This window comes from Arcticibacterium sp. GJ41-1, assembly GCF_055808875.1.
Map to the genome: position 1 here is coordinate 2520976 of NZ_CM147888.1, position 26229 is coordinate 2547204.

Genomic DNA, 26229 nt, shown 5'->3' on the forward strand with positions numbered 1-26229 from the left:
AGAATTATAGAAAACTCTTTTCTCGCTTTCTAAAAGAGAAATAGTTTTGTCAACAAATACATTAATCGTATTATTGCAATTAAGTAATAAAGAAAACGAGATGGGCTTATCAAAAACAGAAATATTTACGGACGAGCAAAACGAAATAGCGGTGCTTGCCAAGGTTATTGGTCATCCGGCCAGAGTGGCAATTTTACAGCATTTGTTTAAAATTGACGCTTGCGTTTGTGGTGATTTGGTGAATGAAATAGGCCTTGCTCAAGCTACTATTTCTCAGCATTTAAAAGAATTAAAGCAGGTAGGGCTCATTAAAGGAAGTGTAGAAGGAACGAGCGTATGCTACTGTATCGATTCTGAAAAATGGGGCAAGATGAAAACCATCATGTTTGACTTTTTAGACCAAGATATAAGCAGTAAAACTTGCTGTTAAAAGAATTGTTTCACATAATAAATCAAAGATAATGTCATTATTTACTAAAATAGACCAAACCATTTCAACACTGAATGTTGAAACCATTTCTGCTTCACGAAAGGAGACACTAAAACCATTGATAGACTTTGTTCAAAGTAAGGTCAATGCCAATGAAGAAATACGATTAAATTTTATATGCACACATAATTCACGCAGAAGCCATTTATCTCAGGTTTGGGCACAAACATTGGCTCATCATTTTAAAATAAAGCAGGTGTTTTCTTATTCTGGAGGAACAGAGGCTACGGCTCTTTTTCCAATGGCGGCAGAGACCTTAAAGAATACAGGCTTTCAGATTGAGACTATTTCAAAAGGAGATAATCCGGTTTACAGTGTTAAATATGACGCTAACCAACATCCAATAATATGTTTTTCAAAAAAGCTTGATGCTGCTTTTAATCCAAAGTCGGCTTTTGCTGCTATCATGACTTGTTCTAGTGCGGATGGTGCTTGCCCTTTTATAGAGGGAGCAGAAAAGCGAATTCCTATAACTTTTGAAGACCCTAAAGCATTTGACAACACGCCTCAGCAAGCTGAAAAATACATGGAAAGAAGTTTACAAATAGCAACAGAATTATTCTACGTATTCTCTCAAATTCAAGCATAATATGGCACAAGCAAAGAAATTAAGCTTTTTAGACAGAAATCTAACCTTATGGATTTTTGTGGCAATGGGTTTGGGCGTAGCCATTGGTTATTTTGTTCCAACTTTTCCTGATACCATAAACTCATTTAGTAGTGGAAGTACTAATATTCCAATAGCCATTGGGCTTATATTGATGATGTATCCGCCTTTGGCAAAGGTTAATTATGCATTACTGCCTAAGGTCTTCAAAAACACTAAAATCTTATCAATTTCACTATTGCTAAACTGGGTTATAGGCCCAGTTTTAATGTTTCTGTTGGCCATTACATTCTTGAGAGATTATCCTTCTTATATGGTGGGTCTTATTTTGATAGGTTTGGCTCGTTGCATTGCCATGGTTTTGGTATGGAATGACCTAGCTGAAGGCAGTAATGAGTATGGAGCTGGTTTGGTGGCATTGAATAGTGTTTTTCAAGTTTTTGCTTATAGCTTTTATGCATGGCTGTTTATTACGGTTCTTCCTCCATATTTCGGTTTTGAAGGGGCTATAGTCGATATTTCTATTGGGACTATTGCAGAGAGTGTAGCCATTTATTTAGGTGTTCCGTTTCTTCTGGGTATTTTAAGTAGATTGATTTTAGTGAAGCTAAAAGGAGAAAAATGGTATACAGAGAAGTTTATTCCGGCTATATCACCTATGACTTTGGTGGCTTTACTATTTACCATCGTCGTTATGTTTTCTTTAAAAGGGGAGCTGATAGTGGAGATACCTATGGATGTTTTAATTATAGCTCTTCCATTGCTTATCTATTTTAGTCTGATGTTTATTATTGGCTTTTTCTTAACCAAGGCCATGGGAGCATCTTATGATAAAACAGCTTCAGTGGCCTTCACAGCGGCGGGAAATAACTTTGAATTAGCCATTGCGGTAGCTATTGCAGTTTTCGGACTGAATTCAGGTGAGGCTTTTGCAGGAGTAATTGGCCCCTTGGTAGAGGTGCCTGCTTTAATACTATTAGTTAGAGTTTCCTTTTGGCTAAGGAAGAAGTACTTTCCTACTATTACTGAATAGAGGATTTTACAGAACTTGAAACTTAGATGAAGACCACGTCATTTACCAAATCTTGACCCATTTCCTTGTTAATAAGTGTTATGAGTTTTGATTTGGCTAAAACCAACTCTTGACGGAGTGGGGCAGAGGTAATTCTAAGAAATAGGGTGCTGCTTCTGATAAAGATTTTATCAGTCCTAGAAGCTATTGTTTGACCCATTATCTTTTGCCAAGAAGCTACTAGCTGAGTTTCGTTGTATTTGGATTTTAAGTTAAAAGAATCTAGGAAGGCATCTAGGGCATCCTTTAAAGGCATAGCTTGGCTATCTCTGGCGTTTCTTCTCACTTTATTATATTGATTCACTGTGTATGTAATATACAAAAAATACTTGGATATAAAAAGAAGAAGACCTGCTTACACTAGGCAAACAGGTCTTCAACATGTGGGTCTATTTATTTCTTCTTACCGATGGCATTTTTCTCAAAAGTAAGTCTGGCTGCACCGCCAGTAGAGATAGTTACAGTCTCATCGTCTGTAGCTACTACTTTACCATGAAGTCCGCCAGAAGTAACTACTTCGTCACCAGGTTTTAACTCGGTAACCATTTTTTGCTGTTCTTTCTGCTTTTTTTGTTGCGGTCTAATCATGAAGAAATACATAACAGCAAACATACCTGCCATTAGTATTAAAAAACTATAATTTCCTGCTCCTGCGTCTGCTTGTAATAATACCATAGTGATTGTTATTCAGTTTTAAGGTTAATTTTCTAAAGATTTTCAGGCTCGGTGTCTCCTTCTGCTTTATTTACTGTAGCAGTAAAAGAAAGTATTTCGGAAGGGTTTTGTGCGTTTGAAAGCACAGACACCGTTTTTTTGTTAACACCTGGTTTACCGGTGCTATTAAAGTTAATAACGATTTCGTCAGACTGCCCTACACCTACCATACCTATTGGTTTTGAAGCCACGGTACAGCCACATGATACATTCACTGCTGTAATTTGGAGTGGGTCAGTTCCTGTGTTAGTAAACTTAAATGCATGAGATACTTGGTCACCTTCCGTGATAGTACCAAAGTCATGCGATGGTGTTTCAAAGCTGATTTTAGCATTTGAAAGTGAAGCCGCCTCTGTTGAGCTCTCTTGGGTAGCTGTGTTATTACATGAAAACAAAACCACGCCTAAAAATAAACTAGCTATATATTTCATGCTTTTGATTTAATCTGTGACATTAAATTTTCTACGTCTTCCAGTAATTTTTCTGCTTTTTGACGAGCTTCGTTCACTACTTTTTTACCGTCTGCTTTTGCTTTGCTATCCACATCTCCGCCACCAGCCATTTCTATGGCTACTTCGTCACCTCTTTCTATTAGGTCGGCTATAAATTCTTCTAACTGTATACGATATTTTCCTAAAGTATCAGCCAGTTTGTCTCTTGTTACTTCTCCTTTTTCCGGAGCATATAAAATTCCAATAGCAGTACCTGCTGCAAGACCCGCTATGAATGCTAAAAATGAACCTGACGATTTACTCATGATCTTATTATTGATTTAGTGCTTAAAATTATCTTAAAAAGCCATTTTAGGCAATTATTCTAACTTATTTATTATCCAACATTCCACGGCCAGTCTTCTTGATGTCACCTTTGGCAACTAACTCTTTTGAAAGCCTATCTAAAACACCATTTACAAACTGCCCACTTTTAGGCGTGCTGTATGTTTTGGCTATTTCTATTATTTCATTGATGGTTACTTTGACAGGTATTCCTGGGAATTCCTTCATTTCAATCAATGCAATTTTTAAAAGAATTTTATCTGTTTCGGCTATTCTGTCGTATTCCCAGTTTTTAAGGCTAGGCAAAATAGTTCTCATTAGTTCTTCTTCTTCTTTAACGCCGTTTTTAAACAAAACCATCAGGAAATCTTTTCTTTCCTGCCAAACTTCATCTGGTTTGGCTATCGTTAGTTTGTTGTCTTCAGAGAAGTTTTGGAAACTATGGGCTACCATAGCTCTAAGCGTTTCTTTGTCTTCAGACCAATAAAGGTGCTGTCCTTCAAAGAAATTAGCAGAAACCTCATTTTTCAAGAATACGTTTTTAACCAAATACTTTAGCAGAGCGGTGTCTTCCTCTAAGGTATGATTTAGTTTTTCGCAGTATTCAAGATACTTAGGGTTTTTCTTTAAAACTTGGTTGTAAAGACTTTTTACAAAATCTACTTCTTCGTCCCATCTAAAGGTTTGACGCAGGGTCATGTTCTCTAGTTCAGGATTAGTTGCAAACTCTTTGATTAACTTATTACTGCTTAATCTGCTTTTCCCAGGGTGAGCTATATCTCTGTCTGACATTTCTGCCAGAGCTAAATATAGGTTTAGCAGCATATAATAAATCTCAAAAACTTTATCAGCCTCTTTCGCGGTACGTAAGATAAGGCTGTCAAAATCTATTATGTTTTTCTCTAGAAAGTAGCTGGTAGCTTTACTAACCGCTAGTTTGACTTCATTAGGTTGCTCAAAGTCTTCTTTGTCACCTTCAATAGAAAAGTCATCTTCTAATTGCTGAATTCCTAATTTTGTTAAGCCCTGAAGTTTTACTCGGTCTTGTACTTCCATGGAGTTAAGATCGGGAGCAAAGGCCTCATGAATCATGTCTTGGGCTAGTAAGAAATTAGCCTTTTTAGACTGTTCGTAGGCGTATAAAGATTGCATAGCCCTAATTCGGATAAGACGGCGGTTCAGCATATTGATTCAAAGAACTGTTAATGTGCCGCAAAGATAATTAAAAGGATTTGAAGATAAACGCCTATTTCAGCCTAATTTTGAAAGTATTCAATATAATTAATCTAAGAATTGACTTTAAGCTATATGTGGCGTCTTTTTTTTGTCTTTATGCTGTTTTCTCTAGGAGTAAAAGCTCAGATACTCAGTGCTGATGAGGCAAAAGAAGATATAGATGTGCTGTATAAGAGAATGCAGCAAATTCACCCAGGGCTTTTTAGGTATCAATCACCGGAGGCTTACGAAAAAACTTATTTGGAAATTAAGGCGTCTTTAACTGATTCTATATCAGAAGCAGATTTGTTCCTGAAAATTTCTCCTTTGATTTATCAAATCAAAGATTTACATACAGGTTTTTCTCATCCTAAAAAATGGCGAAAGGAGCATCCTTTTAAGCTCCCATTCATTATGGCAGAGGTGGAAGGTAAAAACTTGATACAGTATAATGCCTCTGCCGATACCACTTTAGTGCGAGGTTTAGAGCTCTTAGAGATTGATGGTAAGCCTATAGAAAAGGTTAAAGAATTTTTAAAAAGGAATATAGGAACTGATAATGGTAATGAGAGTGCCAAGCAACTTTATGCCACCAAAATGCTTTACGCTTACTATCCTAAGTTCTTTGATTTGAAAGACACTGTTAATTTGGTGCTTAGGAATATAGAGAAAGACTCTGTGATACATTATAAATTAGCCACCATCACTACAAAACAAATGGGTGGTATTTTGACACTTAGGTATCCGGAGAAAATTAGAAAAAACTTGTCTTATACCGTGATTGATTCCACATTGTCGGTGGCTAAAATAGATGTGACATCTTTTGTTTATAAAGGCTCGCCTTTAGATTTGTTTCAAACAAAGTTTAAGCGAAAGTTTAGAAAACATATAAAGCAAGCTAACAAAGATTCGGTAGAGCATTTGGTTTTGGACCTTCGGTCAAATGGTGGTGGCTACATTCCTAACATATCTAAAGTGATGAAGTATGTGGCATCGGAGCCTTATAAGCTGATAGACACCATGGCTTTTAAAAGGTCGGCATATTTTAAGGTTTTTTCGCCTGTAAAGGGAATTACACCACTATTGGCTCCATTTTATTTTAATAAAAAAGATAGTCTATATAGGTATAGAGCCACAGGAAAACCTGCCAAAAAGAAACCATCAAAGCTGGCTTATAAAGGAAAGCTTTACGTTTTTATGGATGCGGCGTCATATTCGGCTACCACTTTTACCATTTCACTATTAGATAATATGGATAGGGCTACTTTTATAGGAACTGTGCCAGGTGGAGCAAACTGGGGAAGCCATGCTGGTAGTTGGTACATAGCCAAGCTGCCAAATAGTAAAATCAGAGTGAGAATTCCTGAGTATAGAATAGTGCATGCGAGAAAGAAGAAGACGGATGAATCTTTTTTTATTCAGCCTGATATTAAAGTAGAGTACACTTTAGAAGATTGTGATAAAAATATAGACAGTTACGAAAGGGTATTAATAGAAACACTAAAAGGTAACTAAGCCATATTTAGTACTTCAAACTGGCTAAGCTCATCATTAAAAGAAGTGAAAATAGAAGGATAACCTATAGCTACTTTACAGATTTTACTTTCTAGGCCAATAGCCTTTGCAGGTCTTTCCGTAGCCATGTCAATCGCTATTTCCAGCGGTATATTAACTTGCTCCACCGCGTTTTTAATGCATTCACCCACAGAAACCGCAGAGCCCGCTAAGTTGCCATCGCTGTTTACATATTCTCCATTGACAAGTGTAGCGTCAAATTCCTCCCATTGAAACTTTATTTTCTTTTGACCTAAGAAAAGGGCATCCGAAATTATGAATAATCTATCTGGTTTGGCATTGAAAGCCACTTTTGCTGCATCAAAATCACAGTGTTTGCCATCTAAGATAATGGGAGCCCAAACTTCCTTTCGAGCTAATGTGGCACCCACGAGGCCTGGTTTTCTGTGATGTAAACCCGACATCGCATTAAAAAGATGCGTTACCAAATTTATTCCTAAATCAAATGCATGGTTAGCTTCTACATTAGTAGCATCAGAATGTCCTGCCGAAATACAAATACTAGCATCCTGAATCATTTTTATCTGCTCATCAGTGAATTGTTCAGGGGCAATAGTCATTAATTTGATAATGTCTTGACCTGCCTCCAAGATGCCCGCAAGCTCTTCATTGCTTGGTTTTCTTACGTATTTGGCCAAATGTGCTCCCCTTTTTACTGGATTTAAGAAAGGACCTTCTAAATGCAAACCTATTACTCCAGATTTTGGATTTAGGCTCATGTATTCTTTAATGGCAGCCAAGCCTTTCAATATATTTTCAGGAGAAGAGGTGATAACGCAGGGCAAAACGTAGAAAGTGCCTGTTTTTAGGGAAGCGGTAAATATATCGTCAATGGCTTCCATATTTACTTGTTCGGTCAAATACAGCTTTTCGCCACCATTAATATGGGTGTCAAAGAAAGGAGCACAGATGTTTTCAAAAGTCGGAGTCTCTACAGCGTTTTCAATGCCGGTAATTTTACCGTTTTCAAAATGAATAGTTTTATTCTGAAGGATGGTTCCTGCAGTAAAAAGTCTTTTGGTAGAAATGGAAGGCATTCGGCTTTGATTGTTATAATTTAAAGGTAGCATTAAGCGGAGTACTTTTAAAGACCTAGGAATAGCAAATTGAAAAAAAAGCTCAAAAGAGTGTGATATTTTGCAACGAGCTGCGACTAACTATTTGAATTCATAAAAACACGGTTTGCATACAGAAAAAGCATTTGTAGAAATTATAAAACAAAATGAGGCCCTCATTTATAAGGTAACTGCTGTTTATGGAAACCATGCCGAAGACAAAAAAGACCTGTACCAAGAAATAGTGCTGCAGCTATGGAAGGCTTTTGAAAAGTTTAGGAATCAGTCGCAGGTTTCTACTTGGTTATATAGGGTGGCACTTAATACGGCCATCACTAGATTGAGAAAAGACAAGAAAGAAGGTCAAATGGTGACTTTTGACGCAGGAGTTCATGTCTTAGAAGATTCTTATGACCCACTTTTAGAGGAGCGAAGCAAGAACCTTTACAGTCATATAGCGATGCTTAATGATATAGAAAAGGCCGTGGTTTTATTGTACTTGGAAGATAAAAACCATCAAGAAATAGCTCAGATTACGGGCCTAACAGCCAGTAACGTAGGAACTAGAATGGCAAGAATTAAAGAGAAACTTAAGAAGGGTATTACCAAAGGATAGTATAAACTTCTTTTAAAAGATAATTAGCATATGGACTTAGATGAGATGAAAAGTACTTGGCAAGAGCTAAGTGCAGAATTAGATAAACAAAAGAAACTAACGAACGATATTATTCTCAAAATGGCCCATGAGAAAAGTAAGAATAGCCTTGGGAAAATGGTCAAGTTTGAAACTATTGGAGGTTTGGGGATGTGTGTGGTGTTATTAGCTGGCTTGTTTGTTAGCATGTTGAACGGCAGTTTTAATAATGTACCATTAGCCATCTGTGCGGTGATGAGTGCAGCCTTATTTATTTTTTCTGGTTTTATCTCTTGGGATTTTATTTCCAAAATGAAAAAGGTAAACCTTTTAGAAAACAGTATTGAAGAAAGCCAGAAGAACTATTTGGCTGTAAAGGAGGCTTCTGTCCGATATAAAAAAGTAGGTATTTATAGCTCTTTACCCACCATGATTTTCTTTTGTCCAGTAGTTTTAAAAGTATTTATAGGGAAAGATATTTTTCAAGATTTCAGTAATGCTAAAGAAGATTTTTTAATCATGGTATTACTATCTGTATTAATTGCGATTCCAGTGGTTTACTTACTTTTTAGATTCTACAATAAAAACATGAAAGCAACTGCCGAAGCTCTAGGACAAGCAGAAGAAATATAAATCACAGACAATGAGAATAGAAGCAACTGAAGGAAAGGGAAGTTTTAACCTTATGGATGGTGACAAGATTATCTCTGAGGTGAAATATGAGAACTGGTATGCCAACAAAGCGTCTGCCATGTGTAATGGTGATTTTTTAGAGATAAGACCAACTAACTTTTGGCGAACTAAGATTCTGATTTTCAGAAATAAAACGGAAGTAGGGGAGATGAAGTATAGCTGGCGGGGCCGGATAGAGATAAAATTGAAAGACTCTGAAATGCGTCAGCAAGAATGGTCTGTCAAATATAAGGGGCTTTTTAAAGGGAAGTTTGAGGTATATGATAAGGCGAATGAAGTGGTGATGCATTTAAGACCATCTTTTCATTGGAAAACCTTTGGATACAATTACCAAATAGAGATTGTTAAAGAAATAAAGAATTTAGAAGAGCTTTGCATTTTTAGTGGGTTTGCCTCAGCTTACCTTTTAGCCATGCTCTCTGCAGTTTAAATTAAACAAAGTAAATTATGAAAGAAGTAAGAAAAGCAATTCCGGTATTAGTAAGTGCACTTATTTGGGCGGCTGTAATGATAGCTAGTGCAAAGGTTTTGAAAGATACGGAAGCTGTAGACAATGTTAGGAATATTCTAACTTGTGGAGCTGCCGCTCATCTATTCTTATTGTCTGGTAAAGCTGTGAGCGATAAGAAAAGTAGCTGTTAAATTAACTACAAACCAGGATTAAGCGAATTAGGTAAAACGAATGGACAATAACTTAAAACAAGTCGACAAAGATGTTTATCAGAAATGTGCTCTTGGTATATTTAATTTTCAATTAGAATCAGAAGGTAAGGAGTATGACGCCTGTCAATTTGAATTAAATGAAAAATGGATTGTGTGCAGAAATGCCAAAATCACACCGAAGAAAGTTGGGCAATTTGTGACATTTTGGAAACGAAAAGGAAATGGGCCAATAGAACCTTTTAGAGATACAGACCGACTGGATTTTTATGTAGTAAACATTAGAGCTGATAATCAATTTGGGCAATTTGTTTTTCCTAAATCTGTCTTGATTAAAAGGGGTATAATCTCAACCAAGAAAAAGGAAGGAAAAAGAGCATTTAGGGTTTATCCTAAATGGGACCTTGTTAAAAGTAAACAGGCTGAACAGACTCAAAAGTGGCAACTTGAATTTTTCTATGAGATTAATGATGCTATTGATTTTGATAAGATTAGGGAATTGTATGAAGTTAATAGTTTTCCGTCAAGCTAAATCAAACAATAATTAGAGGTAAATTAGTAGTTTGTATATAAAAGGATGAGGCTGTTCTTGCGAGACAGCCTTTTTTCTCTACGCTGAAGCTTAAGTGCGTTTTACCTATCCAAAGCCCTCTTTTTGGATATTGTTTGCTCAAAAATCACCCAATTGGGTGAGGCGATTTTTTGTATAAATTACCCTTATTTGTGGCTTAGTCTTTCCTGCTTAATCCAGCTTTAAATAAACAGTGAGTTTTGCTCTTTTTTTAACACCATGGAAAACCTTCATGATGAAAGAATCACTTCTCATTGTTTTAAAATTTTTACTTCACATTTTTGAAATGTTGCTACTGGGCGGTATGTAATTGGGGGAAACATGAGTTCTGATTTGAAAGAGCTTTGGGTTCTCCTACAAACAATGTTAAATGCTTTTTTCTGCCACAATGGCGTGCTTCTGTTTTTCTTTTGAATGAGTTTGGAGCTTGCTCTGGTGCTGTATTTTTGACAGACGCAGATTTGTCTTAGGCAGGGTTTTAAAGTTATGCCTGACTTTCAGTTTGATTAAAGCCATTGACTAAGTTAATAGCCTCTACTTTCGAATTAATATTCAGTTTGCGATAGCAGTTTTTTAAGTGAGATTTTACTGTATTTGGACTAATGAAATAAGAGCTACTTATGTCGGTATAAGAGAAGCCATTACAATATGCCAAGAAAATATCTAGTTCTCGTGGGCTTAGGTCATTTAATAACTCATTGGAGTTTACCGGAATTAGCTGTGTGACATGATTGGTATTTTCAGCTTCAAAGTTCAGGTTGCTATCAACCGTTTCCTTGTTGAAATCTTTAAATACCTCTTTTAGTAGTAGCCAATAAATGTAGATAAGCTGAGCCGCTATTCCCCAAAGCAAGTACTTTGGCTTTAAATAAGCAGAAGCTGAGTTGGTCATATTGGTGTATACTTTTCCACCGACAGAAACTAAAAAAAGAAGCCCAAATGTTGATTGAAACTGTATGAACTCGAAGTTTTTCTTTGAACTGAAAAATAGCCAATAGAGGAAAAATAGACCATATAAGACAAGTATTGTCCAAAATACGCCCTGAATTACCTTAAAGTTAGCTAGCACAAAGCGGGCATCAATAAAGCTCGCTAAAACAATCAAAGCCAAATAGGATATCGAAAGCCAAATAGAAGCGGAGAACACTTTTGTGAAAAATACATATTCTTTAGCCTGTAATACGGATATTACCTTGGTGGTAATTAGAAAGATGATGAGCGGAATACTTTGCAAAACGAATATGTAGATGCCAGCATTCAGACTTTCGCTTAGGCTAGGAATAAGGAGAAAAACATAGCCTGAACGCCAAATGTATAGGAGTAACAAGGCAATAAACCAAAACCCGCAAAGGATGTAAGGCCTTATTTTGGATAAAATGGAGAGTAAAAGAAAGATGGCAACTAAGCCAGTGAGTATTCCAAGAAACCAAGTTTCGCTAAGGTCTGTAGAAAGTCCGGCGTTCAATAAAAGGGTGGTGTTCAAACTAACTTCTAGTAAAGTACTTCCGAGCCACGGCTGGCAGAAAGTATACAGGAATAGTACTTCTAAACTCATTTGACCAAGCCTATTTAAGGAGTTTATTGTTTGACAAAATCAGCAATTTCTCAAATATAATCAGCATGCTAGGTTAAAACTAATATTCTGTTTTGACAACATACTGATTGAAGGCTCGTCAAAAAAGGTAGTGATTTTCATTTATGAGTAAAACATGCTGCCTATTGTTGGCTAGAGAGGCGTTTTCTTCGCAGACCTAGCCAACGAGCACCAGAGAATCTTAACTAGTAGGTAGTATTTAAGATTAACTCTTTATGGAGGAGGTAAATACAATTTGGGAACCTCATGTAATGAAGAGGAATTACTCCCCTTTTACATATTTCCGCCAATTATGCTGCTCTTTAAAGCCTAATACCTCACGAATTTTACGATTTGAGAATAAGGCTTCATGCTCTTCTAAGTCTTCATTAATAGGTACATTAGGAAAGAACTTTTCGGCTAATTCTTTAGTAGGGAGAATGGCTCCGTTGTGGTCGTTTCCGGCATTGAAAAGCTGAAAGCCAAGTTTGTCTTTTTTCAAACATAAATCCACTATCTGTCCTAAATCACGGGCATCAATGTAGCAGAAAGCATTTCTGCGTCTAACTTCTGGTTTTTTGAAATAATTAGGAAAAAGCTCGGCGTATTCATGAGGTTCAATAACGTTTCCTATACGAAGAGCATAAATATCAAAACCTGACCTACGCTGGAAACTTCGTGCCGTTTTTTCATTGACCACTTTAGATAAGCCGTAGCTGTCCATCGGGTCTACGTCATAATCCTCTTGTAGGGGTAATACATTTGGGTCGGTTTTTCCATCTGAAAAGCAGATGCCATAAGTAGTTTCGGAGGAAGCAATGATAATCTTTTTGATACCTAGTTTAACAGCAGCTTCTATCACATTATAAGTTCCCATGGTATTGACCCTGAAAGTTTCATTATCAGGATTTATAAGAATACGAGGTACGGCAGCAAAATGCACAACCGCATCAAACTTTGGTACGCCAGTACCATTCTCCAATTCACCTAAGTTGGCATAAGAACTCATGGCATTAAACATCTGTCCAGAGTCTGTAATGTCTGCTGTCAAATTATCTACGCCAGGGTAATCTAAGGGTGTTAAATCTACATTTAAAACGCTGTGTCCTTGCTCTAGCAAATAAGGTATCACGTGTTTTCCTGCTTTTCCTGAGCCGCCGGTAAAAAATATTCTCATAGGGTTTAATGCTTTTTAGGGTTTGTTTTTTACAAAGCTATGTTAGTTTCGAAACAAAGCAAAGAGGAGAAATTAAGAAACTTGATATCTTCTTTAGGTATTAAAATATCGAGGGTCGAAAGGGTAGGGTTCTGTTTTAATGATTCTAATTTTTGAAAAATCTTGGTGACGTGGGTTTAGGATATAATTATATTCTCCCTTAACCACAACACTTGGAACTTTGAGAATTGCGTGTGTATTTGATTTAACAAAATCATCACCAAATTGTTGACTATCCGGCTTAGAAGGTAAGGCATTCCATCCTTCAGGTAAATCTTTAAAAGCAATTTCTAGAATTTTTAATTCATCTGGGATTTCTATTTCTACCATGAAATAATCTCTCGGTAAAATGCCCAAAGCAATATGAACCGCGACTTCACTATTTGCTAATGCTCGTGATTGTGCAGTATAAATAACTTCTGTGCCTTTTGAATTCCACCTTTGGCCGCTTAAAGAGGCTCCATAGCCAGATAATTCATCTTTATATTTTTTACGACTTAATCTGTAGACTATCATCAGACAAAAACTCCATATTCAATTCGGTTTAACTCAGCCATTACAATGTCCTTACCGTATGAAGTGTCCAATAAATCTATTGGTTTATTTTTTCCTAAAGCTAATGAAGGTGTGTTAAGCCAGATTGTGAAATCTTCAGGCGAATCAAAAACCTTGTTACCTAAATCAACTACTTCAGCTAGTTCGAATATTTTTTCACTTTGAATTTGCTTAAATACATGCCCTTCTTCTTTGCGGTATCTTTGAAGTGTACGAATATTGATGTCCAAAAATGCCGACCATTGAATGTCGTTAAATGGTGAATTAGATTTTATTTCGGAAAAAAGTATGGTTGGTACACCTCTTTTAACAGCTTTAGCTACCAATAGTTTATCACTTAGGAACCTAGAATAAGTAACCTCTTTGGGTTTTATACCTTTTCCTCTTTCAAAGCATTTAATGAATGTCTTTAATTCATTGCTATCACCTTTTAATAATGTTTTTTCCATTTGACTTAAGTTTCAATACTTGAATAACGACAATTGTACTTATATAAACGACAAAAAGACATTAAAGTTTCTTGTTTAGTATTTAAGTAGTAGTTCAAAGTGCTAAACTCGTAAAAAACGAAATCAAACCTATTCCTTCTCCTCCTTAGCGTCCGTATTTCTAAAATGCAGGGTGTCAAACTTAAAGCTAGCTTCAATGATAGCTTTTTCTAGTTCTACTATGCCTGCCAATGATTCGTAATCAACCTTTTCTGGGTCGTCGGTGGGTTTATGGTAGTCTGGGTGGCCGCCCGTATGGAAAAACATAACGGGGATGTCTTTTTCGTAAAAAGAGGTTTGGTCAGAGCCACCACGTCCTTCGTAGCCTGTATAAAACTTGACATGTTTTTCTCGGTCAATTTGCTCCATCATACTTTCAAATTCTGGGCTACTGCCATAACCAATAATCGATACGCCTCTCTCCGCATTAAAACGGCCTATCATATCCATGTTTAGCATGAAGTGAATACTTTTCAAATCGATGGTGGGATGGTTTACAAAGTACCTCGAACCCACTAAACCAAGCTCTTCTGCACCAAAAGATATAAAGAGAAAATTGACAGGTTCTACAATTTTGTTTTGACTAAAATACCTTGCCAGTTCTAATAAACCTGCCACGCCAGAAGCATTATCGTCGGCACCATTATGGATTTTGCCGTAGGCAGTGCTGTCCTTTAAACTTCCTTGTTTGCCTTCTCCTATATGGTCATAATGTGCTCCAATGACCATTGTTTTCTGAGCTCCATTGTCTAAAAATCCAATTACATTTTTGGCTTTACGAATACTGTCTGGTACCACCACACGTCTAACTTTCGCCTCAAAATCTTGATAATAGCCACGCGTACCTTTCGGTGCTAAACCATATTCTTTGAAAGCTTTTTTGATATATTTAGCTGCTTTGTTTGCCTCTTTACTTCCTGTTCCACGACCTTTCATGCTGTCTTTTGACAGGAAATAAACGTGTTCTTGATACTGTTGTCCAAAAGCATTTGCTGTTAAGCATAACAGACAAAAGGCGATAAGTTTGGTTTTCATAATGTTGAATCAATGTGTTTTTACAAAAGAAGTAAAAATGGGGCGTAGGCAGAAATAGGTAAGTAATATTTGTTTGAATCCACCTTTCAAAAAAACTCATCATACCACACCATAATTAAACCCTAAGAAGAGCTACTCAAAGGCTCTAAAAACCACGAAACTAAATCAGTATCGACAAAGGGCTGAACTATGGAGATAAAAGGGCTAATATTTACTTAAACCTTTGGGAGTCTAAGGCGTCCAAGAGCCTTAATATATCAATATGACAAAACTTTTTACTACCGTACTGCTCCTCGTTCTTACATCTACCGCTTTTGCTCAGAATTCCTTTAAGGTTTCTGGGAAAGTGAGCGATTCTAATAATGAAGGCGTGGTGGCTGCCACTGTGCTTTTGACATCTCCTAGAGATTCTACTTTTCAACGTGCGGCATTTAGCAATGCTGACGGAGAATTTGAAATTAATGAGCTTCCAAAAGGCTTTTATCTTTTGAAAATCAGCTCTGTTGGTTTTGTAACTAAAATGGAACGAGTTCCTTTGATGAATGCTGACAAGTTTTTTGAGAACATTGTTCTGGAAGAAGATTCAAAATTACTGGGTGAAGTAGAAGTGAAAGCCAAGCAAGTGCGGGTAGAAATGAAAGGAGATACACTACAGTTTAACGCCGATGCTTACAAAGTAAACCCAGATGCCACGGCAGACGATTTGGTGAAAAAGATGCCTGGCATACAATACCAAGATGGTAAACTACAGGCTCAAGGGGAAGATGTAAAACGTGTCACGGTGGATGGTAGAGAGTTTTTTGGGAATGATGCCAGTGCCGCTTTGAAGAATTTACCAGCAGAAATTATTGATAAAATAGAGGTTTTTGACAGACTGAGCGACCAATCGCAGTTTTCAGGTGTGGATGATGGCAACACCGAGAAGTCAATAAACATTGTGACCAAAAGTGGAAAAAGCAACGGACAATTTGGGAAAGTGTATGCTGGTTATGGGACTGACGATAGATACAATTTGGGTGGAAATGTCAACTATTTCAATGAAGACTTAAGAATCTCCATCATTGGGCTTTCTAATAATATAAATCAAACCAATTTCTCTTCTGATGACTTATTAGGGGTTTTAGGGAGCACAAGTTCTGGCCGTGGCGGAGGTCGAGGAGGAAGAGGCGGCCGTGGAGGTGGGTCTGTAGGAGCTAATTCAAACGACTTTCTGGTGAATGGTCAGAGTGGGATTACCAATACAAATGCTTTAGGTTTTAACCTCACAGATAATTGGGGTGAAAAAGTGAAGTTAAACATGAGTTATTTCTATAATGAGACCGATAATAACTCTATTGACACTTTACAGCAAACCACGTTTTTAGGTGAAAATGTTACGCAAGATTACCGTGAATATCATGCTGGAAATAAGCAAAACTTAAATCACAGGGTTAATGTGAGAATGCAGTACGACATAAACAAAAGAAATTCTTTGATTTTTACGCCCTCACTGAGCTTTCAAAATGCAGATATAACGGACTATGTGGATGGTAAAACCTATTTGGTAAACGAAATATTGAATCACACTATAACCTCTACAAACAGTTACAATGATGGCTATAACTTAAAGTACAATCTGCTCTATCGTCATAGGTTTGAAAAGCGAGGACAAACATTTTCTATAGGGGTAGGGAATAATAGGTCGAGCCAAGATTATCAATCTGAATTATTATCAGAAGACCAGTTAAATGTCAATGCTTTGGACCTAAATCAAGTAGCTAGTAAAGAGGTTTTAAATAATTCTTATGACATCAGAGCCGACTATTCTCAGCCACTGAGCGATAGGAGCAGTTTGCGTTTTTCTTATAAAACAGACTGGGCAGATAATGAGTCAGACCAATCTACTTTTGACTTTAATCCTGAGACGGGTACTTTTAATAATTTGAACGAAAATTTGAGCAATAGCTTTTTGAACCAGTACAACACCCAAACCATGAGTGCGGGTTATAGATACAACAAGGGAAGGGAGTTTATGTTTTTTGCCAATTTAAATTATCAAATAGCCGAACTAGATGGCGAGCAGCTGTTTCCACAGACTTTGAACACGAGCAGAAGTTTCAAAAACATTTTGCCTTTTGCGATGCTTAGGTATTCTATAAGCAAAGAAAAGAACCTTCGGGTTTATTACAGAACCTCTACCAATGCACCCAGCATTACGCAGTTACAAAACGTGGTGGACAACAGTAATCCATTGCAGCTATCGGCTGGAAATCCTGACTTAGACCAAGAGAATAATCACAGCTTAACTTTCAGATATAACAGTGCCAATTTAGAGAAAGGAAGCACTTTTTACGCTTATTTGGTGGGTAGCTATACCTTGGATAACATTTCTAATATTACCACCATTGCCACTAAAGATACTGTTTATAATGGGATTCCGTTGCTTAGAGGTGGCTCGCTGAGTTTGCCGCAGAACTACGGAAATAGCCAGTCTTACCGCTCTTTCATTACCTATGGTTTTCCGCTTACGCGTCTAAAGTCAAACCTCAATCTTAACTTTGGTGTGAGCCATTCTATTACCCCAGGTTTGGTGAATGATTTAGAAAACATTGCCAAAAATACAGGCATGAGCTTAGGTGCGGTGTTGGGTAGTAATATCTCCGAGCAAGTTGACTTTACGCTGTCTTATAATGGAGGTTACAACATTATTGGAAATACGCTGCAGCAAGACCTGAACAGCAACTATTACACGCAAAACATTGGTTTAGCTCTTAATTTATTAAGCAAAAACGGCTTCTTATTTAACGTAAAGGGGACCAATACTTATTTAGCAGGCATAGATGGTTTTGAGCAAAACTTCACCTTGCTGTCTGCCAAAGCGGCCTATAAGTTTATGAAGAAAGACCAAGCCGAACTTAGCTTGTCGGCCTTTGATGTACTTGGGCAAAACAACAGCATTTCCAGAGAAATTACCGCAGCCTACGTGGCAGATAATAAATCCTTGGTTTTGAACCGTTTTTACATGCTAAACTTCACCTATACCATCAGAAACTTTAGACCTGCGAAAGTGAAGAGGTAGGAGGATTACGGCAAAAACCAGAGGCAACATTATTTAGGGCGTGTAGATTCTGTATTGTAAGTATAGAAATATATGCAATCCTTTTCCTTAGGCAGAGTATTCAAAGGTTTTAGAATACTCTGCAGGAGGAAATGGTTAATTAGGTTCAGTAAGGTTTCCAGCACAATTACATGGAATTTCACGATTAGCAACAATGTCCCAGGCAAACTCGATAGGATGAGAAGGAACAGTTTCTTGGTAAGAACAATAGTGTACTTTACTGAAAGTGATAGATATACGTTCCTCTATCTGATCTCCGCCATTAGAATAGCCATAACTGCTAATTGCACAATCTTGCATCCTAATTTTATGCTTTAGTTCATAAATACCTCCTGCTTTCATTTTAAAAAAAAACAACTCTACCAAGGGAATAATTTCGCCATTGGCAAGAAGACCACGTATTAGTGGAGAGTTTACATCTGCTAACCTGGAAATAGTCAAATGATTAAAAGTTACTGCATTAGCTCCTTCACCAGTGCTACCCATTTGTAAATTTATAGAATTTGATATTTCATTAGATGCAGATAGGATGTTAAGGCCATTTGTAATATTATACTCTGCAGATTGTGCCATACCCTCAATATTTGTACTAGGGTCAAACGCCAACACTATGGCAGACATCTCACTTTCCATTTCTGGGTTTCGAAGGTATGCTGTGGTTTGGACAGACCCGTCAGGGAATTTAACGCCACCGCTGCTAGAGAATATAATGCCATTTACTTCTAACTCTGGAGGAGACTCCACAGAAATCGACTTCTTTTCTTGGGCAAAAATTATAAAAGGAGCAGATATTAGTAAGATAATTACTAAATGGATAGTTTTCATTTTCATGGTATTTTTTTTGGATTGTAGTAAAGCTAGTGAATATTATCAGCGAGTTACTTCTTTAGTCCAATTTAATGAAATGAATTTCCTAAGGCAGCGTCTCCCTGCCTGCCAGTTAATCCGCCGAAAGGTGGAAAGGTAGCCGTTATGGAACTCTGATGATATTACTATAAATTTTGAAGCATTTTATCAGCTATCCGATGCTGAAACCATAGGAGGGTGGAGCGTTTCCTTCAGAAGTGCAGAGTCCCTGCCGAGCATCTGCAAGGGGAAAAGGTAAAACGTTAGGAATGATTAATTGCTGCAAAAGCCAGGAGTAACATTGTTTAGGGCTTGCTAATTATGTGTTGTGAATATTGAAATAAATGCAATCCTTATTGCCAAAATACTGTCTAAAACACGGTCAAAATTTTATCATAATATTAGTCTAACAATTGGGAGTGTTAATGAAATTTTGAGTGTGTGAGTTTATTTTGGTAGATGGTTTTGGACGGTTCGCCGCTGCGATTCTTTTTGCCTAAACAAAAAGGAAGGCCGGTCTGGCAAGACAATGGAGTCAAAAGCTTATATACTCTCCTAGTATCTTCTTGCTGAACTGTTCGGGATTTCCGAATCGTTACCCTTTGCTTAGCTCACCTCTCTCAGAAAATAGAAAATCAAAAACCACTTTTACTTTTATTCCAAACAACCATAAACTGTCCATGAGCCATACGTATGGAGGCTTTATGTGCCAATTTACCTGTATTTACCAACAAGGCAATATCTGCTCTGGATTCTATTTCTTTCATTGGTCGGATTCTTCAATTACTTTTTCTACCCTAGCCACATCGTCAGATTTTGACAAAGTAAGACGTACCACACTATCTTTAATAGCACTTAAATCGTGTGGGACATTCGCATCTAAAGTTAAAACATCGCCTTCTTTTATGCTGTGCATTGTGTTTTCTACACCAAAATCAATTTCACCTTTCAGCAAATGAACCACAATAGGAAATTTAGTTTGATGCTGTTTCATCACCTGTCCAGCTTTCAAAAGTATACGTATTTCTTTAGAGAAAGACGTTTCTAAAATTACTTTGGTTTTGACTTTATCTCCGAAAATCAAGTCTTCTTGGAATGATGTTAGTAGCATATGTTTTTTACTTTCTGTAAAGAAACAAAGGAATCTGATGGCTAAATATGACCACTGTCATGGTGGAGGTTTAAGGGCTAGTTTAGGTATGCTTTTAATTCGGAAGTACTATTTAGTAATTCCTGTTTTTCCCTTAGGCAGAGTCTCTGCAGGGACCTTTGGACTTAAAGAACTCTGCCTGTGATGATGTCACGAACATCACAGAGAGAGAGGGAACTGGGGTTTTCTACTAGTATTTTAGCTGTTCATTATTCAAATTTGTCACTACACTTCAATTTTGGTTCAATTTTGGGACATACTATCTTAAACTGCTCAATATAAATTTTTTCGATATTAGATCTCGTCTCTTCATATTCTAATTCATTAATCTGGTATACAGTCCCATCGTGCATTGGTATTAGAAATTCTGCCGAATTTATATTTTTTTGAACCTCAAGTAACGCCTTTTTATATATATATGATGCTGTAGATTGGACTACATGACTTAAAGCCCAAGTGCTTTCATCGCTTTTTGAATATCTATAATTTCCGTATTTCGTGCCAATTTTCTTTTTTTGAATTAATTGCTTTTTTATTGATAGTTTATAGCCTTCTAAATCATTGAAGCTTTCAAAATATGTTTTAGCTTCTTTATTTAAACTATCATCACCATACATATATCTATAAAAAATAATTTTAGCTTCCTTTCTATCTGCTTTATTATTTAAGATTTTCACTGCCAGATCTTCGTAAATATCTGAATTATATAAATCAATCAATTTACTATCATTGCTAATAGAAGCTAGGATTCCTGCTTCAAATTGAGAATAGTCGATATACAATAGTTTTTTTCCTACTTCAGGAATTAAAATATCCCTGTTAGACCTTCTTAAATTCTGAAGAGAGGGTTGACGTAAAATTATTCTTGATGTAATCGTCCCAAAGCCAACATATGACGGAAATGTTCTTGTTTCCCCACCCCAATGTGAAAGAATGAATAGTAGGCTATCAAGATCTTGTTGATTCCTTATTAACTCGTAAAGTAAACTACAAACCTGATCGTTCTTTTTGTTAATTTTAAAGGTGTAAAGCATTGAATTGATAATGCGATAATTCTTCTCCTTTAAATAGTGTTTTTGAGTATCGAAATTATCCGGAGTAAAAATATTATGGTTGAGTTGCAAATCATTTTTTATAAGATATATTTTTTTTTCTAATTCACCACACCTCGATTTCGCTATATTTAGATCCACATTAACACCAAGCCTCTGCCTTTCATATATTAAACTATTAATTTTAATTTCAATGTCTTCAAACCTTTTCATTTCTATCTCATCTTTCTCTGAAAGTTTTATATATAGATAGGCTAAATGCTCTAAAAAAGTTTTTATTCTGTCCTTAGTAAGTTTGAACTCAGAATCTATTATTTTATGGTATTTAAGGAATGTTATTGCTTTCCAATTTGAATATTTTCGAAACTCTTTGCCTTCTTGAGACATTTGCTTATCAAATGACTCAATGTCGATTATGGTGGGTATTTTTTTTATCTTAATCGAATTAAATTCTCTAATCAAGTCACTGGTTTGAAAAGTGATAAATGTATTTCTATTATTACATTCAAGTTCGGTTTTAAACTCGCTATGATTTTCAATATTTAACGAGTACCATTTAGATTGTATTAGGGCTACAAGTATTCTTTTCATATTGAATATAATTGTTCGATAAAATTTTGATGGTCGTCAGATTCATCAAAACCCTGTATATATACCAAATCTTTATTCTTAAACTTATTTGTAAATTCGTGAGAGCTTTTGAGGGATGAATCCATGTACTGTTTTTTTATTAATTCGGTATCAAATGTTCTTAAAGAAATAAGTGCTATCCTATTTTGGAAATAGCCATGAGTGAACCCCTCTCCATATTTTCTTATTATTACTCTTTTATAATTTGAATCAACCGAACAAACATATATAATCATTGCGGCAATAACTGCTCTGTTAGTGACATCATTTCTTTCTATGTTATAAACTGCATATTGAATTAGGTCGGATGATTTAGTTTTATGTTTAGCCAACAAAAGCCAAATTTGATATGTTTGAAATGCATAGATATTATAACTGCTATCCAATACGACTTTCTTAAGTAGAACTAAATAATCATTTAAGATTATTTCCGTTGGTAAAAGATTTAACACTTTACAAACTTGAGTAGTGATCCAGGGCTTATCAATTAAACTTCTCACAGCTAGTAATAATGATTCTTTCAATTCAACATTGTGAAAATTTAAGTTCTTTTTGCCTAAAAGTTCTATTGTATTTAGGGCATAATTTAACTTTTTCGCTGCACCGTCAGAAGTATTTAAGTCTTCATCAATATTTTCGTTCAGCAAAGCAATACTTTGGTGAAAGGCTTGATTTAAATAAGCATAATTACCTGATTTCCGTAGTCTAGATATTTTATTTAACTCTAGGTCAAAAAGGTTATCTAAAGCATCTCTTAAAACTTCATTGTCCTTTATCGTCTTACCTTCGGCGACAATTGAAATTATGTTTGTCTTTTGAGAATTTACAGAGAGATGACATCGTTTTAATTCATATTCAAAGTCTTGTAGAATCTTTCTTGCTTCATATTTGTCTTTACAAAAGATTCTAATGTCATCCATAAATCTGAAATATGCGAATGAACTATTTTGCATATAAACATCGACTTGATTAAGATAAAAAGTAGCAAGTAAAGCAGAAGCGTCACTATTTTGTGGTAAGCCTAAACTTTTACTTGAAATGTTCTTTAGAATATCTCCAAGAAGTTTACATGCTTTCTTTTCATTATTCGTTTCACAAACCCTCTCAATTTTTTCAATTAGCAATTCCTTACTTATGTTATCATAAAAATTTAATATATCTATTTCGACTATGCAATTGAAATTAAAGTGTCCTAAATCATCTACGCTGTTCGCTTTATGAGAGAGGGCGTATTGCATTTTCTTCCACTGCTCCACTCCGTTTATTATCAATTGGTTCTTTGAAAATTTATTATATCTAGCTGAATAAATATTTGGTATCATTGCTTGATCCATTTTCTCCGCTAATACACCCACAACGGCCATATATACAACACGGTCAATGAAAGGTAAAACCAGTGCTTGCCTTAGAGTAAATTTCTTTTTTGGTACATAGAATTGTTCTGCTAAGTTTGATTTGTACTTATTGAGGTCAAAATATTCTTCAAATTGCTTAAATAGATAATCTTGATTTAATAAATCAATGTATTTTAGTGGGTCATGAAACCAGTCATCAATCATGTCTGTTTTAAGCCTTAATCTAGCCAATTCCAAATCAAGACAAACATCATTAATATTTGCTTGGTGAATATCAATGACAGAATTATTGACTTCTCTTTTTTGCTTAGAAGCCTCCGTGTCTAACTGAACTTTATTATTTAATTTTAACCTAGCATTAATCGAATCAAATGATATCCGAACACTATCAATTGTATTCAATTCAAAATTGTCATTAGGATATCGACTAATTATTCCATAAAGTATATTCTTATTATCAATAAAAATCCCCGCACCCGACATTCCCGGTAATGATTCTGGGGAGGCAGTACCAATCAATTTTATTCGTTTTAATTCAGTATCATTTCTTTCAAATTTAAAAAGGTGAATTTCAGTTTCATTAGATAAAAATGTAGCCCATGAAAAAAAGGATTTATCCTCATCCTTCAATTTATCGGAAACCAGAATTTGACAGAAATTGACATTTGGATTTTTTTCAATTATAATAATTGCTAAATCATCTTCAAAAATTATCAAACATTTTTCTAAATCACTTTTTTTGAAAGATTGTAATCTCTTAAAGTTTCCATTATCATTATAATGAACGGTAAGGTTTGTGATTTTATCTAGGCAAAAATCTGTTTGTGAATCCTCTTGTAAAATATGTTTTGCTGTTAAAACATAATTGTATTCACAGTAATTTGGTGTTTCATAAACAATACCAGAGCCAAAACTAGGAACACCACTTACAAAAGCAGATACTTTAACTCCACATTTTTTAAGCTTTTCAGATACTAATGCCATATTGCTCATTATTAGGTGTTAATTTGAAATTATAATCTTTCTTTTCTTCAGAGGTGATTTTAAGATTATTTAGGGCTTCTTCATAGTTGAAAATGAAATTAATTGGCTGTTTATCACCTCTGTCGATATATTTAAGCACTTTAAGAAGTGCTCGTTTATTAGGCAAAAAGTTTTTTTTGCTATTTGTACTAATGATAAATGTATTGCATTTTATTTTTTGAACAATTTGTTTGGTGATACTACGATAACTTCCATGATGTGGTAGTTTAATGATGTCAAATTGAACGGGAATACCTTTATTTTTTTCTGATAATTTATCAAGTATTATTTCTAATCTATCCGGGGTTACATCACCAGTTAAGAGAGTTTTTTTGTTGTCTAATTGAAGCTGTAAAACAATGCTACTTTTATTGGAAATTGTTTTATCTTGACTCTTGTCATCTATGTACTTATCTAGTTTTATTAAAGGTGAATTCCAATCACATTTGAAATCACCAGTCAAATAGGCTCCCTTTTGAAGGCTATATTTTTCTAAATCTTCCGTCGTAGGGGAGAGAAAATCAATTATTAAATCTTCGAATATTATTGACTCACTTTTATCTGTATAAGTATTCCATTCAGCATTAGTTTTAGATAAGAGTTCTTCAACTTTTTTCGCTTGTTTATATGATAAAAGATTTGAGTTATCAACAGGTATCTTTCCTGATATTTTCCTTGGTGAATTAAATATGACTTTTTTTATAAATTCCAATTCATCATTAAAATTATTTTCATCAATATGATTTAATAAATCTATGATTCCTTTGATATGGTCATCATCATGATGAGTTATCACTAATAAATCTATGACTTCATTTTTTTGATGAATTTTATCGATTTCTGCAATTAGGTATTTGCTGTCATTTCCACCGTCAATAATAATATTGTATTTTTTATGTTGAACAAGAATTGCATCACCACTTCCTGCTTTTAGAAATTTTATATTCATAAATTATAATACTAATTGTGCGTTAAAAAAAAACGAAAAACTAAGATATAGTTGTTACTACTTTTTTAGGAAGGATTGTGAATAACTCAATATGTTCCATTTCTCTGCACTAAAATTACCCCCTTCAAAACCAAAAACCACCCAAAACCTCATTTATTGATTATTCGGTCATTTTATACAAGAAATCCCACCCAAAGTGGGCAGGATTAGTCGATGTAACTTATTTTCATATTAAAGGGATTTATCAAGGAACATCACTGATTCATAGACAGCTATTTAACCCTTAAATTATTTGTCACAATTTTGGCTTTTAAAGGCCAAAAGTTCCGCCAAATGCTTTATCGCCATACCTTGAACAAGACGGGTTGCACCCGTCTCTATTAACATTATACCCCGCTGGGGTATGTCGGAATAAATTTTTCCTATCGGAGACTCCGCAAGGGGAGGGGTTTTGCCCGTCTCTATGCACCTTATACCCCGCTGGTGTATTATAAATGAATGAAATCCTTATTGCCAAAATACTGTCTAAAACACGGTCAAAATTTTATGATAATATCATTCTAACAATTGGGAGTGTTAATAAAATCTTGAATGTGTGAGTTTATTTTGGTAGATGGTTTTGGACGGTTCGCCGCTGCGATTCGTTTTTGCCCTAACAAAAAGGAGTCGGGGCTGCCCAAACCTGTCCCTGTCTGCCGATTAATCCGCCGATAGGAGGACAGGCAGGTGGAAAGACAGCGGAGTCAAAAGCATGAATGCAGAAGAGAATTAATAGTCATCACAGGTTCATAGATTGTTTTCATTCATTAAACAATTTGTCACAATTTTGGCTTTTAAAGGCCAAAAGTTCCGCCAAATGCTTTATTGGTATAGCTTCAACAAGACGGGTTGCACCCGTCTCTATTAATATTATACCCCGCTGGGGTATGTCGGAATGCATTTTTCCTATCAAAGACTCCGCAAGGGGAGGAATTTCCCCCTTCTCTATTCATCTTATAGCCCGCTGGGGTATCATAAATGAGTGCAATCCTTATTGCCAAAATACTGTTTGAAACACGGTCAAAATTTTATCTTGATATTATTCTAACAAGTGGGCGTGTTAATGAAATTTTGAATGTGTGAGTTTATTTTGGTAAGTGGTTTTTCCTTCGTTTTTGCCTAAACAAAAAGGAAGTTCCGTCTGAAAAGGCAGCGAGTA

The 26229-nt window shown here is 35.7% G+C and carries 28 protein-coding genes; 11 read left to right on the forward strand and 17 right to left on the reverse strand.

Features of this window, described 5'->3' with window-relative positions; genetic code table 11:
• The first annotated feature begins 100 nt into the window (after positions 1–100).
• Genes AC0L6O_RS10345 through arsB form a run of 3 tightly spaced genes read left to right on the forward strand, consistent with a single transcriptional unit; the run spans position 101 to position 2130 of the window.
• Positions 101–430, forward strand: a complete 330-nt coding sequence (locus tag AC0L6O_RS10345; RefSeq protein WP_473308516.1) for an ArsR/SmtB family transcription factor — start codon at positions 101–103, stop codon at positions 428–430.
• 31 nt (positions 431–461) lie between these two features.
• Positions 462–1079 carry an arsenate-mycothiol transferase ArsC gene (locus AC0L6O_RS10350; RefSeq protein WP_473308354.1) on the forward strand — a complete coding sequence of 206 codons (618 nt, stop codon included), beginning with the start codon at positions 462–464 and terminating at the stop codon, positions 1077–1079.
• Between the two features lies 1 nt (position 1080).
• Positions 1081–2130: an ACR3 family arsenite efflux transporter gene (gene arsB / locus AC0L6O_RS10355; protein ID WP_473308355.1), complete on the forward strand. Its 1050-nt coding sequence runs from the start codon at positions 1081–1083 to the stop codon at positions 2128–2130.
• Between the two features lie 22 nt (positions 2131–2152).
• Here arsB and AC0L6O_RS10360 read toward each other — a convergent pair whose 3' ends face one another.
• The 5 genes from AC0L6O_RS10360 to nusB form a co-directional block, all read right to left on the reverse strand.
• A complete protein-coding gene (locus AC0L6O_RS10360) occupies positions 2153–2455 on the reverse strand; it encodes a DciA family protein (protein WP_341225497.1) in 303 nt (100 codons plus the stop codon).
• A 107-nt stretch (positions 2456–2562) separates the two neighbouring features.
• Entirely contained in the window at positions 2563–2844 is a 282-nt protein-coding gene (gene yajC, locus AC0L6O_RS10365) for a preprotein translocase subunit YajC (RefSeq protein WP_473308356.1), read from the reverse strand.
• A gap of 32 nt (positions 2845–2876) precedes the next feature.
• Entirely contained in the window at positions 2877–3314 is a 438-nt protein-coding gene (locus AC0L6O_RS10370; protein ID WP_473308358.1) for a DUF1573 domain-containing protein, read from the reverse strand.
• The gene (locus AC0L6O_RS10375) at positions 3311–3640 is read right to left on the reverse strand and encodes a YtxH domain-containing protein (RefSeq protein WP_341225494.1); all 330 of its coding nucleotides are present in this window, start codon (positions 3638–3640) and stop codon (positions 3311–3313) included. The genes AC0L6O_RS10370 and AC0L6O_RS10375 overlap by 4 nt, the downstream gene beginning before the upstream one ends.
• A gap of 64 nt (positions 3641–3704) precedes the next feature.
• Complete coding sequence (nusB, locus tag AC0L6O_RS10380) at positions 3705–4844, reverse strand: transcription antitermination factor NusB (protein ID WP_473308359.1); 1140 nt, start codon at positions 4842–4844, stop codon at positions 3705–3707.
• Positions 4845–4952: 108 nt separating this feature from the next.
• Here nusB and AC0L6O_RS10385 point away from each other — a divergent pair, with 108 nt between their 5' ends.
• A complete protein-coding gene (locus AC0L6O_RS10385; protein ID WP_473308360.1) occupies positions 4953–6389 on the forward strand; it encodes a S41 family peptidase in 1437 nt (478 codons plus the stop codon).
• Here AC0L6O_RS10385 and nagA read toward each other — a convergent pair.
• Positions 6386–7519 carry an N-acetylglucosamine-6-phosphate deacetylase gene (nagA, locus tag AC0L6O_RS10390; RefSeq protein ID WP_473308362.1) on the reverse strand — a complete coding sequence of 378 codons (1134 nt, stop codon included), beginning with the start codon at positions 7517–7519 and terminating at the stop codon, positions 6386–6388. The genes AC0L6O_RS10385 and nagA overlap by 4 nt on opposite strands.
• A gap of 112 nt (positions 7520–7631) precedes the next feature.
• Here nagA and AC0L6O_RS10395 point away from each other — a divergent pair, with 112 nt between their 5' ends.
• From AC0L6O_RS10395 to AC0L6O_RS10415, 5 genes are read left to right on the forward strand one after another with little or no spacing between them, the layout of a single operon-like run.
• Positions 7632–8120 (forward strand): RNA polymerase sigma factor, encoded by a 489-nt coding sequence (locus tag AC0L6O_RS10395; RefSeq protein WP_473308363.1) that lies wholly within the window; start codon positions 7632–7634, stop codon positions 8118–8120.
• A gap of 30 nt (positions 8121–8150) precedes the next feature.
• Positions 8151–8771 (forward strand): hypothetical protein, encoded by a 621-nt coding sequence (locus AC0L6O_RS10400; protein ID WP_473308365.1) that lies wholly within the window; start codon positions 8151–8153, stop codon positions 8769–8771.
• A gap of 10 nt (positions 8772–8781) precedes the next feature.
• On the forward strand, positions 8782–9261 hold the full coding sequence (locus AC0L6O_RS10405; protein ID WP_473308366.1) for an LURP-one-related/scramblase family protein: 480 nt from the start codon (positions 8782–8784) through the stop codon (positions 9259–9261).
• Positions 9262–9278: 17 nt separating this feature from the next.
• A complete protein-coding gene (locus AC0L6O_RS10410; protein WP_473308367.1) occupies positions 9279–9473 on the forward strand; it encodes a hypothetical protein in 195 nt (64 codons plus the stop codon).
• A 40-nt stretch (positions 9474–9513) separates the two neighbouring features.
• Positions 9514–10023 carry a MepB family protein gene (locus AC0L6O_RS10415; protein WP_473308368.1) on the forward strand — a complete coding sequence of 170 codons (510 nt, stop codon included), beginning with the start codon at positions 9514–9516 and terminating at the stop codon, positions 10021–10023.
• A 523-nt stretch (positions 10024–10546) separates the two neighbouring features.
• Here AC0L6O_RS10415 and AC0L6O_RS10420 read toward each other — a convergent pair.
• From AC0L6O_RS10420 to AC0L6O_RS10440, 5 genes are all read right to left on the reverse strand, one after another.
• Complete coding sequence (locus AC0L6O_RS10420) at positions 10547–11617, reverse strand: response regulator transcription factor (protein WP_473308369.1); 1071 nt, start codon at positions 11615–11617, stop codon at positions 10547–10549.
• 301 nt (positions 11618–11918) lie between these two features.
• Complete coding sequence (locus AC0L6O_RS10425) at positions 11919–12812, reverse strand: NAD-dependent epimerase/dehydratase family protein (protein ID WP_473308371.1); 894 nt, start codon at positions 12810–12812, stop codon at positions 11919–11921.
• 93 nt (positions 12813–12905) lie between these two features.
• The gene (locus AC0L6O_RS10430; RefSeq protein WP_473308372.1) at positions 12906–13367 is read right to left on the reverse strand and encodes an RES family NAD+ phosphorylase; all 462 of its coding nucleotides are present in this window, start codon (positions 13365–13367) and stop codon (positions 12906–12908) included.
• Positions 13367–13855, reverse strand: coding sequence for a type II RES/Xre toxin-antitoxin system antitoxin (parS, locus tag AC0L6O_RS10435; RefSeq protein WP_473308373.1), 489 nt, complete (start codon positions 13853–13855; stop codon positions 13367–13369). Before parS ends, AC0L6O_RS10430 begins: the two co-directional genes overlap by 1 nt.
• A 129-nt stretch (positions 13856–13984) precedes the next feature.
• Entirely contained in the window at positions 13985–14929 is a 945-nt protein-coding gene (locus AC0L6O_RS10440) for a M20/M25/M40 family metallo-hydrolase (RefSeq protein ID WP_473308374.1), read from the reverse strand.
• A 262-nt stretch (positions 14930–15191) separates the two neighbouring features.
• Between AC0L6O_RS10440 and AC0L6O_RS10445 the strand changes: the two genes are divergently transcribed.
• Positions 15192–17987: an outer membrane beta-barrel protein gene (locus tag AC0L6O_RS10445; RefSeq protein ID WP_473308376.1), complete on the forward strand. Its 2796-nt coding sequence runs from the start codon at positions 15192–15194 to the stop codon at positions 17985–17987.
• Positions 17988–18122: 135 nt separating this feature from the next.
• Here AC0L6O_RS10445 and AC0L6O_RS10450 read toward each other — a convergent pair whose 3' ends face one another.
• From AC0L6O_RS10450 to AC0L6O_RS10460, 3 genes are all read right to left on the reverse strand, one after another.
• Positions 18123–18851, reverse strand: coding sequence for a type VI secretion system tube protein Hcp (locus tag AC0L6O_RS10450; RefSeq protein WP_473308377.1), 729 nt, complete (start codon positions 18849–18851; stop codon positions 18123–18125).
• 656 nt (positions 18852–19507) lie between these two features.
• On the reverse strand, positions 19508–19639 hold the full coding sequence (locus tag AC0L6O_RS10455) for a hypothetical protein (protein WP_473308379.1): 132 nt from the start codon (positions 19637–19639) through the stop codon (positions 19508–19510).
• Entirely contained in the window at positions 19636–19983 is a 348-nt protein-coding gene (locus AC0L6O_RS10460; protein ID WP_473308380.1) for a cupin domain-containing protein, read from the reverse strand. The genes AC0L6O_RS10455 and AC0L6O_RS10460 overlap by 4 nt, the downstream gene beginning before the upstream one ends.
• Positions 19984–20020: 37 nt before the next feature.
• Between AC0L6O_RS10460 and AC0L6O_RS10465 the strand changes: the two genes are divergently transcribed.
• A complete protein-coding gene (locus AC0L6O_RS10465; RefSeq protein WP_473308381.1) occupies positions 20021–20167 on the forward strand; it encodes a hypothetical protein in 147 nt (48 codons plus the stop codon).
• Between the two features lie 64 nt (positions 20168–20231).
• On the opposite strand, the gene AC0L6O_RS10470 is transcribed toward AC0L6O_RS10465, so the two are convergent.
• The 3 genes from AC0L6O_RS10470 to AC0L6O_RS10480 are packed head-to-tail and all read right to left on the reverse strand — an operon-like array spanning position 20232 to position 25031.
• Positions 20232–21665 (reverse strand): DNA polymerase, encoded by a 1434-nt coding sequence (locus tag AC0L6O_RS10470; RefSeq protein WP_473308383.1) that lies wholly within the window; start codon positions 21663–21665, stop codon positions 20232–20234.
• The gene (locus tag AC0L6O_RS10475) at positions 21662–24043 is read right to left on the reverse strand and encodes an RNA-directed DNA polymerase (RefSeq protein ID WP_473308384.1); all 2382 of its coding nucleotides are present in this window, start codon (positions 24041–24043) and stop codon (positions 21662–21664) included. The genes AC0L6O_RS10470 and AC0L6O_RS10475 overlap by 4 nt, the downstream gene beginning before the upstream one ends.
• On the reverse strand, positions 24027–25031 hold the full coding sequence (locus tag AC0L6O_RS10480) for a ComEC/Rec2 family competence protein (protein WP_473308386.1): 1005 nt from the start codon (positions 25029–25031) through the stop codon (positions 24027–24029). Before AC0L6O_RS10480 ends, AC0L6O_RS10475 begins: the two co-directional genes overlap by 17 nt.
• Positions 25032–26229 lie beyond the last annotated feature (1198 nt).

Coding starts and splice junctions, on each gene's coding strand:
- AC0L6O_RS10420 (WP_473308369.1), bottom strand. CDS start 11,617: ATGAGTTTAGAAGTACTATTCCTGTATACTTTCTGCCAGCCGTGGCTC.
- AC0L6O_RS10370 (WP_473308358.1), bottom strand. CDS start 3,314: ATGAAATATATAGCTAGTTTATTTTTAGGCGTGGTTTTGTTTTCATGT.
- AC0L6O_RS10455 (WP_473308379.1), bottom strand. CDS start 19,639: ATGAAAGAAATAGAATCCAGAGCAGATATTGCCTTGTTGGTAAATACA.
- AC0L6O_RS10430 (WP_473308372.1), bottom strand. CDS start 13,367: ATGATAGTCTACAGATTAAGTCGTAAAAAATATAAAGATGAATTATCT.
- AC0L6O_RS10450 (WP_473308377.1), bottom strand. CDS start 18,851: ATGAAAACTATCCATTTAGTAATTATCTTACTAATATCTGCTCCTTTT.
- yajC (WP_473308356.1), bottom strand. CDS start 2,844: ATGGTATTATTACAAGCAGACGCAGGAGCAGGAAATTATAGTTTTTTA.
- AC0L6O_RS10375 (WP_341225494.1), bottom strand. CDS start 3,640: ATGAGTAAATCGTCAGGTTCATTTTTAGCATTCATAGCGGGTCTTGCA.
- AC0L6O_RS10400 (WP_473308365.1), top strand. CDS start 8,151: ATGGACTTAGATGAGATGAAAAGTACTTGGCAAGAGCTAAGTGCAGAA.
- nusB (WP_473308359.1), bottom strand. CDS start 4,844: ATGCTGAACCGCCGTCTTATCCGAATTAGGGCTATGCAATCTTTATAC.
- arsB (WP_473308355.1), top strand. CDS start 1,081: ATGGCACAAGCAAAGAAATTAAGCTTTTTAGACAGAAATCTAACCTTA.
- AC0L6O_RS10440 (WP_473308374.1), bottom strand. CDS start 14,929: ATGAAAACCAAACTTATCGCCTTTTGTCTGTTATGCTTAACAGCAAAT.
- AC0L6O_RS10470 (WP_473308383.1), bottom strand. CDS start 21,665: ATGAAAAGAATACTTGTAGCCCTAATACAATCTAAATGGTACTCGTTA.
- AC0L6O_RS10350 (WP_473308354.1), top strand. CDS start 462: ATGTCATTATTTACTAAAATAGACCAAACCATTTCAACACTGAATGTT.
- AC0L6O_RS10415 (WP_473308368.1), top strand. CDS start 9,514: ATGGACAATAACTTAAAACAAGTCGACAAAGATGTTTATCAGAAATGT.
- AC0L6O_RS10460 (WP_473308380.1), bottom strand. CDS start 19,983: ATGCTACTAACATCATTCCAAGAAGACTTGATTTTCGGAGATAAAGTC.
- parS (WP_473308373.1), bottom strand. CDS start 13,855: ATGGAAAAAACATTATTAAAAGGTGATAGCAATGAATTAAAGACATTC.
- nagA (WP_473308362.1), bottom strand. CDS start 7,519: ATGCTACCTTTAAATTATAACAATCAAAGCCGAATGCCTTCCATTTCT.
- AC0L6O_RS10475 (WP_473308384.1), bottom strand. CDS start 24,043: ATGGCATTAGTATCTGAAAAGCTTAAAAAATGTGGAGTTAAAGTATCT.
- AC0L6O_RS10445 (WP_473308376.1), top strand. CDS start 15,192: ATGACAAAACTTTTTACTACCGTACTGCTCCTCGTTCTTACATCTACC.
- AC0L6O_RS10425 (WP_473308371.1), bottom strand. CDS start 12,812: ATGAGAATATTTTTTACCGGCGGCTCAGGAAAAGCAGGAAAACACGTG.
- AC0L6O_RS10410 (WP_473308367.1), top strand. CDS start 9,279: ATGAAAGAAGTAAGAAAAGCAATTCCGGTATTAGTAAGTGCACTTATT.
- AC0L6O_RS10465 (WP_473308381.1), top strand. CDS start 20,021: ATGGCTAAATATGACCACTGTCATGGTGGAGGTTTAAGGGCTAGTTTA.
- AC0L6O_RS10480 (WP_473308386.1), bottom strand. CDS start 25,031: ATGAATATAAAATTTCTAAAAGCAGGAAGTGGTGATGCAATTCTTGTT.
- AC0L6O_RS10405 (WP_473308366.1), top strand. CDS start 8,782: ATGAGAATAGAAGCAACTGAAGGAAAGGGAAGTTTTAACCTTATGGAT.
- AC0L6O_RS10345 (WP_473308516.1), top strand. CDS start 101: ATGGGCTTATCAAAAACAGAAATATTTACGGACGAGCAAAACGAAATA.